The following is an 8,641-nucleotide window of genomic DNA, read 5'->3' as shown; positions in this document are numbered from 1 at the left end:
ATCCGTAAGGCCTGTCGTGCCCGCTCCGTCCGTGGCGTCCGTGGCGTCCGTGGCGTCCGTAAGGAGCTTGCCGTAGCAGCGGCTGCTCTCCTCGAAGCGGTAGAACCCGAACTTCGTCACCGGTGCGTAGCCGGACGAGGTGTACAGCGCGATGGCCTCGGGCTGCTCGGTGCCGGTCTCCAGGACCATCCGCACGCGCCCCGCCTCCCGCGCGCTGTCCTCCAGCGCCGCGAGGATCCGCCGGGCCAGCCCCCGCCCGCGCGCCGCGCGCACCACGAACATCCGCTTGATCTCGGCGTCCCCGTCCTCGTAGCCCTCTTCGTTCCGCTCCTGGCTGCGCCAGCCGCCGCTCGCGACCGGGGTGCCGTCCGTGTCGTAGACGATGAGATAGAGGCCGTGCGGCGGGTCGAAGTGGGCCGCGTCCATATGCGTCAGATCGCCGTCGCCGTAGCGCTCGGCGTACTCCACCTGCACTTCCGCGTCGAGTTTGCGGGCGTCAGGGTGATCGTAACGAATGACTCGAACGTCCATGCGATGGATCGTACTTCTATGCGGGGGAGGGGCCGTTGTTTTTGTCGCGTATCGTGCCGGGCGTGCTCACCGTGACGACCGTGAATGTGAACGGGCTGCGCGCCGCCGCCAAAAAGGGCTTTGTCTCCTGGCTGGACGGTACCGCGGCCGATGTGGTGTGCCTCCAGGAGGTGCGCGCCGAGCCCAAGGAGCTGCCCGAGGCGGTCCGCGAACCCGACGGCTGGCATGCGGTGCACGCCCCAGCGGCGGCCAAGGGCCGGGCCGGGGTGTCGGTGTACGCCCGGCGCGAGCTGGAGGGCGTCCGGGTCGGCTTCGGATCGTCCGAGTTCGACGGCAGCGGCCGCTATGTGGAGGTCGATCTGCCGGGCGTGACCGTCGGCAGCCTGTACCTCCCCTCTGGTGAGGTCGGCACGGAGCGCCAGGACGAGAAGGAGCGCTTCATGGCGGAGTTCCTTCCGTACCTGAAGGAGCTGCGCGAGCGCGCGGCGGCCGGTGGGCGCGAGGCGCTGGTGTGCGGCGACTGGAACATCGCCCACCAGGAGGCCGACCTCAAGAACTGGAAGGCCAACCAGAAGAAGTCCGGCTTCCTGCCGGCCGAGCGCGCCTGGCTGACCAGCGTCTTCGAGGAGGCGGCGTACGTGGACGTGGTGCGCGCCCTGCACCCGGACGTCGCGGGTCCCTACTCGTGGTGGTCCTACCGCGGCCGGGCCTTCGACAACGACGCGGGCTGGCGCATCGACTACCAGATCGCCACCCCGGGGCTCGCCGGGCGCGCGGTCAAGGCGGTGGTGGAGCGGGCGGCCGCCTACGACCAGCGGTGGAGCGATCACGCCCCGGTGACGGTGGCCTACGGCCCGGCTCACTGACGTTCGCGGCGGTGGCGGTCCTGTGAGTGCGTCGGCCTCGGCGGGCTCACCGGCGCCGCGGGCTCACTTATTCCCGGTGCTGCCGCCCCTCGGCGGCGTCTCGCCCAACTCCGCCCGCATCCGGCGGTTCATGGCCATCGTCAGCTCGGCGTCCACCACGCTCGTGGCCAGCGGCCGCAGCCGCTCCACGGTCTCGCCGACGTCCTCGCCGCGCTCCACGGCGTCCGCCAGCACATGGGCGCGCAGCAGTGTGACGAAGGTCTCGGCGATCGCGTCCACATGCTCACGCACCTCGCGCGCCGCACCGAGCACGGCGGCCAGCGGGACGCCCTGTTCGACCAGGGTGTGTGAGACGTCCAGCAGGCGGCGGCTGAGGTGGACGATCTCGTCGCCGTCGACGGCCAGATAGCCGAGGTCGAGGGAGGTGCTGAGGTTCTCCGGGGTGACCTCGCCCTGGAAGTAGTCCGCGAGCGCCTCGGGCCGGAGCCGGACCGGGGTCTCCGCGGGCCAGGAGGCGGCGGCGCCGGGCAGCCCGAGCAGTTCGCCGACGTCCCGGCGGCCGCTTTCGAAGGCGGCGAGCAGCTCGGCGATCCCGCCGAGGGTGTGGCCGCGCTCCAGCAGTGCCGCGATCGTCCGCAGCCGGGCCAGATGGTGGTCGTTGTACCAGGCGATCCGGCCCTCGCGGCGCGGCGGTGGGAGCAGCTTGCGCTCCCGGTAGAAGCGCAGGGTGCGCACGGTGATCCCGGCCTTCTCGGCCAGTTCCGGCATGCGGTACTCGCGTACCTCGTCCGCTTCGCTCGTCGCCACGAGGGAAGCCTATGCCGAGGCCCCTGCCGCGGCCGGTCGGGTGCGACCGCCGGTAACTTCGTTATCCACAGCCCCTACCGCTTGGTAGATCTCTGTCCTACGCTCCCATCGTGCCAGTGATTGCTGGCGCGGTCGTATTCGCGTTCGTGGAAGGCGGCGGCATGGCTGGGCTGACGCATGAGCATGTGCGGGTGGCGGTGATCGGGGCCGGATTCGGCGGGCTGGGAGCGGCGGTGCGGCTGCGCCGCGCGGGTATCACGGACTTCGTGGTGCTGGAGCGCGCGGACGCGGTCGGCGGCGCCTGGCGGGACAACACCTATCCGGGCTGTGCCTGCGATGTCCCGTCGCATCTGTACTCCTTCTCCTTCGCGCCCAACCCCGACTGGCCCCGGAACTTCTCCGGTCAGCCCCATATCCGCGCCTATCTGGAGCGGGTCGCCGACACCTTCGGGCTGCGGCCGCACCTGCGCTTCGGCGCCGAGGTGCGGTCCCTGCGCTGGGATACCGAATCGGTGCACTGGGAGGTGGAGACGGCGCGGGGCTCGCTGACCGCCGATGTCGTGGTGAGCGCCACCGGTCCGCTCGCCGACCCCCGGATCCCCGACATTCCCGGGCTCGACGGCTTCCCCGGCGCCGTCTTCCACTCCGCCCGCTGGGACCACACCACCGATCTGCGCGGCAAGCGCGTGGCGGTGATCGGCACCGGCGCCTCGGCCATCCAGATCGTCCCCGCCATCCAGCGCGAGGTCGGCCGGCTCACCCTCTTCCAGCGCACCCCGCCCTGGGTGCTGCCGCGGATGGACCGCCGGATCAGCGGCCTCGAGCGATGGCTGCACTCGAAGATCCCGGCCACCCGTTCGCTGCGCCGCGGGGTGCTGTGGGGCATCCGGGAGCTGCAGGTCGGGGCCTTCACCAAGCGGCCGGGCGAGATGCGGTTCGTGGAGCGGCTGGCCCGCGCCCATATGCGACGGGCCATCAAGGACCCGGGGCTGCGGGCGGAGCTGACCCCCGACTACCGCATCGGCTGCAAGCGCATCCTGCTCTCCAATGACTACTATCCGGCGCTCGCCCAGCCGCATGTGGACGTGGTCCCGACGGGGTTGAAGGAGGTGCGCGGCAGCACTCTGGTCGGTGCCGACGGTACCGAGACCGAGGCCGACGTGATCATCTTCGGCACCGGCTTCCATGTGACCGACGTCCCCATAGCCCAGCGGGTGACCGGGGTGCGCGGGACGACGCTCGCGGAGGAGTGGAGGGGCGGGATGGAGGCGCTGCGCGGCACCAACCCGGCGGGTTTCCCCAACTTCCTGACCATCATCGGGCCCAACACCGGCCTCGGGAACAGCTCGATGATCCTCGTCATCGAGGCGCAGCTGGCCTATATGGCCGACTATCTGCGCCAGTTGGAAACCCTCGGCGGCAAGGTCGCGCTGGACGCCCGGCCGTCGGCGGTGCGCGCCTACACCGACATGATCCAGGAAAGGATGGAACGCACGGTGTGGAACACCGGAGGTTGCGACAGCTGGTACCTCGACAATGGGCGCAACACCACCCTGTGGCCCGGGACGACGTCCGAGCTGCGGAGGGTCACCCGACGCGTGGACCTCGCCGAGTACACGGTGGTGCGGCCGCGCACCGGGCCGGTCAAGGCCACGGTGTCCACGGCCGGCGTGGGGAGGGGATCGCGGTGAGGCGGGCTCCTTCGCTGCCCTCGGGGCCGTACGTCCCGCCCGTGCCGGAGCGTGAGCTGACGGTCGTCTCGGCCGACGGGAGCCGGATCCATACGGAGCTGCACGGCCCCGAGGACGCCCCGGCCGTCGTGCTCGCGCACGGCTGGGTCTGCTCCACGGCCTTCTGGGCGCCGGTGGTGCGCGCCCTCTCGACCGACCACCGGGTGATCCTCTACGACCAGCGCGGCCATGGCCGCAGCCCGGCCCCAGGACCCGGCGGCTACAGCACCGAGGCCCTGGCCGACGATCTGGTGGCGGTGCTGGAAGCGGCCCTTCCGCCCGGTCGGCGGGCCGTGCTGGCGGGCCACTCCATGGGCGCGATGACGCTGATGGCCGCCGCCGACCGTCCCCAGCTGCGCGAGCGCGCGGCCGCCGCGGTGCTGTGCAGCACCGGTGCCGCACGGCTGATGGAGCGGTCGAGGGTGGTGCCGCTGCGCTCCCCGCGGGCGCGGGCGCGGGTGCACCGCCTGCTCCTCGGCTCACGCGCCCCACTGGGCCCGGTCACGCCGCTCTCCAGGCGGCTGGTGCGGTACGTCACGATGGGCCCCGGCGCCGACCCGGCCACGGTGGAGGTGGCCGCGCGGATCCTGCACGCCTGCCCCCGCGTCGTACGCGCCGGATGGGGCCGGGTCCTGGCCGACCTCGAACTGGACGCGCGGGTCGGTCAACTGACCATGCCCACGGCCGTCATCGCCGGCACCGCCGACCGGCTCACCCCGACCGAGCACGCCCACGCCCTCGCCGCCGCGTTGCCGCACTGCACCGGACTGACCGAACTCCCGGGGCTCGGCCATATGACCCCGCTGGAGGACCCCGAGGCGGTCACCGGGGTGATCCGCGGCCTGGTCGAGGAGTACGGGACACCCCGGGAAACCGATCTCACAACCTCTCAGGAATCCCGCTCCCAGGAATCCCGCCCCGCCTCTCAGGAATCCCACTCGCAGGAATCCCGCCCCACAACAGCGACGGAAGCCGGGCACACGGCAGCGGCAGCGGCAGTAGAAGCGAAGGAGCAGACGGCATGAGTGCGCGCAGGGGTCTTGAGGGCCAGGTCGCGGTGGTGACGGGTGCGGCGCGGGGGGTCGGCGAGCTGCTCGCCCGCAAGCTCTCGGCACGCGGCGCGAAGGTCGCGCTGGTGGGCCTGGAGCCCGAGGAGCTGAAGCGGGTCTCGGGGCGACTGCCCACCGACTCCGCCTACTGGCACGCCGATGTCACCGACGCCGAGGCGATGGCGCGGGTGGCGGAGGAGGTCGTGGAGCGGTTCGGCGCGGTGGACATCGTCTGTGCCAACGCGGGCGTGGCCCAGGCCGGTCCGTTCCTCGACACCGATGAGACGGCCTGGCGGCGGGTGATCGAGGTCAATCTGCTGGGCAGCGCCGCCACGGCCCGCGCCTTCCTGCCCGCGCTGACCGCGAGCCGCGGCTATCTGCTGCAGATCGCCTCGCTCGCCGCGATCGCGCCCGCCCCCATGATGACGGCGTACTGCGCGTCCAAGTCCGGGGTCGAGGCGTTCGCCCACAGTCTGCGGGCCGAGGTGGGTCACCGTGGGGTCCGGGTCGGCGTGGGCTATCTGAGCTGGACGGACACCGATATGGTGCGCGGCGCCGACCGGGACGAGGTGATGCGCGAGCTGCGGCAGCGGCTGCCCTGGCCCGCGGGCCGCACCTATCCGCTGGGCCCGGCGGTGGACCGGCTGGTGGCGGGCATCGAGCGCCGGTCGGCGCATGTGTACGCGCAGTGGTGGTTGCGCGGTATGCAGTCGATGCGCGGCTATCTGCCCGCGTTCATCCACGCCGTGGGGCGGCGCGAGATGCGCCGCGCCGAGCCTCGGCTGGCCGCGACCCGGGAGGAGCGGGGCGGTCTGGTGGGCGAGGGCGGCGCGGCGGACGAGAAGGCGCGCACATCGGGCGCCGTGCGCACGGAGCGTCACCGGTAACGCTCAGTCAACCGTGCTGACCTGGGCTTCCTCCGGCTCCTCCGGTCCGGAATGCGGAGTAAGTCGGTGCGTGTAACTCTTGTCGGGCCCGACGCCATTCACCCGATGAGGAGTGACACATGGGCCCCAAGGACCAGTCGAACGAGAAGGCTCAGCAGGCCAAGCGGAAGCAGCAGGGCGGCCGGAGCCAGGAGCCGCGGCGCGGTCAGCAGACGCAGTCCGGTGAGCGCATGCAGTCGGCTGAGCGCATGCAGCCCGGTGAGCGCATGGAGGAGCGCTCCCGCCGGGAGCCGGGGCAGGAGCAGCGCCGTGGTCGGCAGGACCGGCCGGAGGCCCACGGGCAGTCCCAGCGGACGGGCCGTGAGCGCCGTCAGCCGGGCATGGGCGACGAGACGATGGACCAGGAGCCCTTCGAAGAGATGTGACGCGCGGAGGCGCAGAGGCACACATGCACACAGGGCGGGAGGGGTGCATCCCCATGGCCCACTATGGGGATGCACCCCTGCGCGCCACCCGCGCCCGCGCCCACTCCCTGCGCGCCGCCCGCGCCCAACCCCTGCATACCGCCCGCGCCCACCCCCTGCGCAGCACTCGCGCCCGCCGCGCTCAGTTCCCGTCGCGCGGCGGCAGTTGGGGGCGGCGCAGGTCGGGGACGTCCGAGTAGTCCGGTGGGGTCGCGGCCGGATGCCGCTCCAGCAGATCGAGTGCCGTACGGACGGCGACCCCCAGTTGCGGATGGCGGCCCTCCGCCCAGTCGACGGGGGAGCGCGGCGCCTCGATGTCCGGCTCCACACCGTGGTTCTCCACGCCCCAGCGATAGGCGTCGAACCACGCGGCGTTCATCGGCACCGTGATCGACGTGCCGTCACCGAGGCGGTGACGGCCGGTTATCCCGACCACCCCGCCCCAGGTGCGCAGCCCCACCACCGGCCCGATGCCCTGGATCTTGAAGGCCGCGGTGATCATGTCGCCGTCGGAGGAGGTCGCCTCGTCGGCGACCGCGACGATCGGCCCGCGCGGCGCGTTGCTGGAGTACGACACGGGCTGGGCGTTGCGCGTCAGGTCCCAGCCCATGACCTTGCGGGTGAGCTTCTCCACCACCAGCTCGCTGATGTTGCCCCCCGCGTTGCCCCGGACGTCCACGATCAGCGCGGGCAGCGACATCTCGCGGCGCAGATCGCGGTTGAACTGGGCCCAGCCGGAGCCGCCCATGTCGGGGATGTGGAGATAGCCGCACCGCCCGTCGCTCAACTCCCGCACCACGGACCGGCGCTGGGCGACCCAGTCCTGATAGCGCAGCGGCCGGTCGTCGATCAGCGGGGAGACCGCGACCCGGCGCGGCGGCCCCTCGCCGTCCGGCGGTTCGAAGGTCAGCTCCACCGTTGTGCCGCCCGCGGCCGTCAGCAGCGGATACGGACCGGCCAGCGGGTCCACCGGGCGCCCGTCGACATGGGTGAGCACGGCGCCGTCCCGGATGCCCAGACCGGCCAGCGGTGAGCGGGCCCGGGAGTCGGAGGACTCACCGGGCAGGATGCGGGCCACCGCCCACCGTCCGTCCTTGGCGCGGGTGAGGTTGGCGCCGAGCAGTCCGATGGGGCGCTGGTAGTGGGGCGGCCCCTCGTTGCGCCGCGGGGCGCTGACGTAGGCGTGCGAGGTGCCCAGCTCGCCGAGGGTCTCGCGGAGCAGATCGGCGAACTCGTCGGGCGAGGCGACCCGTTCGACCAGTGGACGGTACTGGTCGAGCACCCCGTCCCAGTCGACACCGCACATCCCCGGGTCCCAGTAGTAGTGGCGGGTGATGCGCCCGGCCTCGTCGTACGCCTGCCGCCACTCGGACGCCGGATCGGCGGTGTGCTGGATCCGCCGCATGTCGAGGTGGACGGTGGAGTCGCTGTCGCCGGACTCGGTGGCGGGCATCGCGCGCAGATCGCCGTCGTCGTAGGCCACCAGCCGGGTGCCGTCGCCGCTGACCACGAACCAGTCCAGCTCACCGGTGAGTTCGGTGCGCTTGGCCTTGGCCAGGTCGAAATGTTCCAGGGTGGGGCGGCTCGAGGTCTCGGCCGGGTTGGCGAACGTCTCGCCGAGCGCGCCCGAGATCGGCCAGCGCAGCCACACCAGCCCGCCGCCGCTGACCGGGCTCAGCGAGGAGTACTTGGACGCGGAGACGGGGAAGGCCGTGACCCGGCTGGCCAGCCCCTCCACCTCGACCGTCACCGTGCCGTCGCCATCGCCATCGCCCTCGCCCCCGCTGAGGTCCGGGTCCAGTCCGCCCGCCGCCGGGCGCCCCTCGGGGGACAGCGCGAAGGGCGAGGGGGTGGCGGAGGACAGCGGTACGAGGTAGGGGCGGCAGCCGAGCGGGAAGGAGAGGTCGCCGGTGTGCACGTCGTAGACCGGGTCGAAGCCGCGCCAGGAGAGGAAGGCGAGATAGCGGCCGTCGCTGGTGAAGACGGGCTCCTCGTCCTCGAACCGGCCATTGGTCACCTCCACGGTGGTCCGGTCGGCCAGCCGCGCGATCTTGATCGAGCGCAGGGTGCGCCCTATCCCGGGGTGGGACCAGGCGAGCCAGGCCGAGTCGGGTGCGAAGGCCAGGTCGCCCACCGGGCCGTTGTCCGACCGGATCAGCTCGGTGACCTCGCCGTCCCCGTCGGGTGAGGTGTCCACCAGCAGCAGCCGCCCGGGGGCCCCGGCGGCCCCGGGCCGGTGGGCGGGGGGGGGGGGGGGCCACGCCGGGCCCCCCCCCCCCAGAACGGCGCGCCGCCGCCGCCGGGCGG

At 72.6% G+C, this 8,641-nt stretch carries 8 protein-coding genes; 5 read left to right on the top strand and 3 right to left on the bottom strand.

Translation table 11 applies throughout. The features are described 5' to 3' along the window. Positions 1-531: GNAT family N-acetyltransferase (locus ACFXB5_RS38490; protein ID WP_385217275.1), on the bottom strand; the 531-nt coding region annotated here is incomplete at its 3' end. Positions 532-593: 62 nt separating this feature from the next. Here ACFXB5_RS38490 and ACFXB5_RS38485 point away from each other — a divergent pair. Then, the gene (locus tag ACFXB5_RS38485) at positions 594-1,397 is read left to right on the top strand and encodes an exodeoxyribonuclease III (RefSeq protein WP_385217272.1); all 804 of its coding nucleotides are present in this window, start codon (positions 594-596) and stop codon (positions 1,395-1,397) included. 63 nt (positions 1,398-1,460) lie between these two features. On the opposite strand, the gene ACFXB5_RS38480 is transcribed toward ACFXB5_RS38485, so the two are convergent. Next, positions 1,461-2,204, bottom strand: coding sequence for a MerR family transcriptional regulator (locus ACFXB5_RS38480; RefSeq protein WP_385217269.1), 744 nt, complete (start codon positions 2,202-2,204; stop codon positions 1,461-1,463). Positions 2,205-2,365: 161 nt separating this feature from the next. Between ACFXB5_RS38480 and ACFXB5_RS38475 the strand changes: the two genes are divergently transcribed. From ACFXB5_RS38475 to ACFXB5_RS38460, 4 genes are all read left to right on the top strand, one after another. Then, positions 2,366-3,895: a flavin-containing monooxygenase gene (locus tag ACFXB5_RS38475; RefSeq protein WP_385217281.1), complete on the top strand. Its 1,530-nt coding sequence runs from the start codon at positions 2,366-2,368 to the stop codon at positions 3,893-3,895. Next, the gene (locus tag ACFXB5_RS38470; protein ID WP_385217266.1) at positions 3,892-4,959 is read left to right on the top strand and encodes an alpha/beta fold hydrolase; all 1,068 of its coding nucleotides are present in this window, start codon (positions 3,892-3,894) and stop codon (positions 4,957-4,959) included. The genes ACFXB5_RS38475 and ACFXB5_RS38470 overlap by 4 nt, the downstream gene beginning before the upstream one ends. After that, complete coding sequence (locus ACFXB5_RS38465; protein ID WP_385217263.1) at positions 4,956-5,870, top strand: SDR family oxidoreductase; 915 nt, start codon at positions 4,956-4,958, stop codon at positions 5,868-5,870. The genes ACFXB5_RS38470 and ACFXB5_RS38465 overlap by 4 nt, the downstream gene beginning before the upstream one ends. 119 nt (positions 5,871-5,989) lie before the next feature. After that, complete coding sequence (locus ACFXB5_RS38460) at positions 5,990-6,295, top strand: hypothetical protein (protein ID WP_385217260.1); 306 nt, start codon at positions 5,990-5,992, stop codon at positions 6,293-6,295. A 181-nt stretch (positions 6,296-6,476) separates the two neighbouring features. Here the strand turns inward: ACFXB5_RS38460 and ACFXB5_RS38455 are convergent. Further along, on the bottom strand, positions 6,477-8,641 hold a 2,165-nt coding region (locus ACFXB5_RS38455), incomplete at its 5' end, for a S41 family peptidase (RefSeq protein ID WP_385217257.1).

It is taken from the genome of Streptomyces sp. NPDC059455, assembly GCF_042750115.1.
GTDB lineage: Bacteria > Actinomycetota > Actinomycetes > Streptomycetales > Streptomycetaceae > Streptomyces > Streptomyces endocoffeicus.
Note: the sequence above shows the minus strand (reverse complement) of the source record. Positions and strands in the feature narration are given on the sequence as shown.

What these genes read in the sequence shown, in the direction of transcription:
- ACFXB5_RS38465 (WP_385217263.1), top strand. Translation starts at nt 4,956, where the DNA reads ATGAGTGCGCGCAGGGGTCTTGAGGGCCAGGTCGCGGTGGTGACGGGT.
- ACFXB5_RS38475 (WP_385217281.1), top strand. Translation starts at nt 2,366, where the DNA reads ATGGCTGGGCTGACGCATGAGCATGTGCGGGTGGCGGTGATCGGGGCC.
- ACFXB5_RS38460 (WP_385217260.1), top strand. Translation starts at nt 5,990, where the DNA reads ATGGGCCCCAAGGACCAGTCGAACGAGAAGGCTCAGCAGGCCAAGCGG.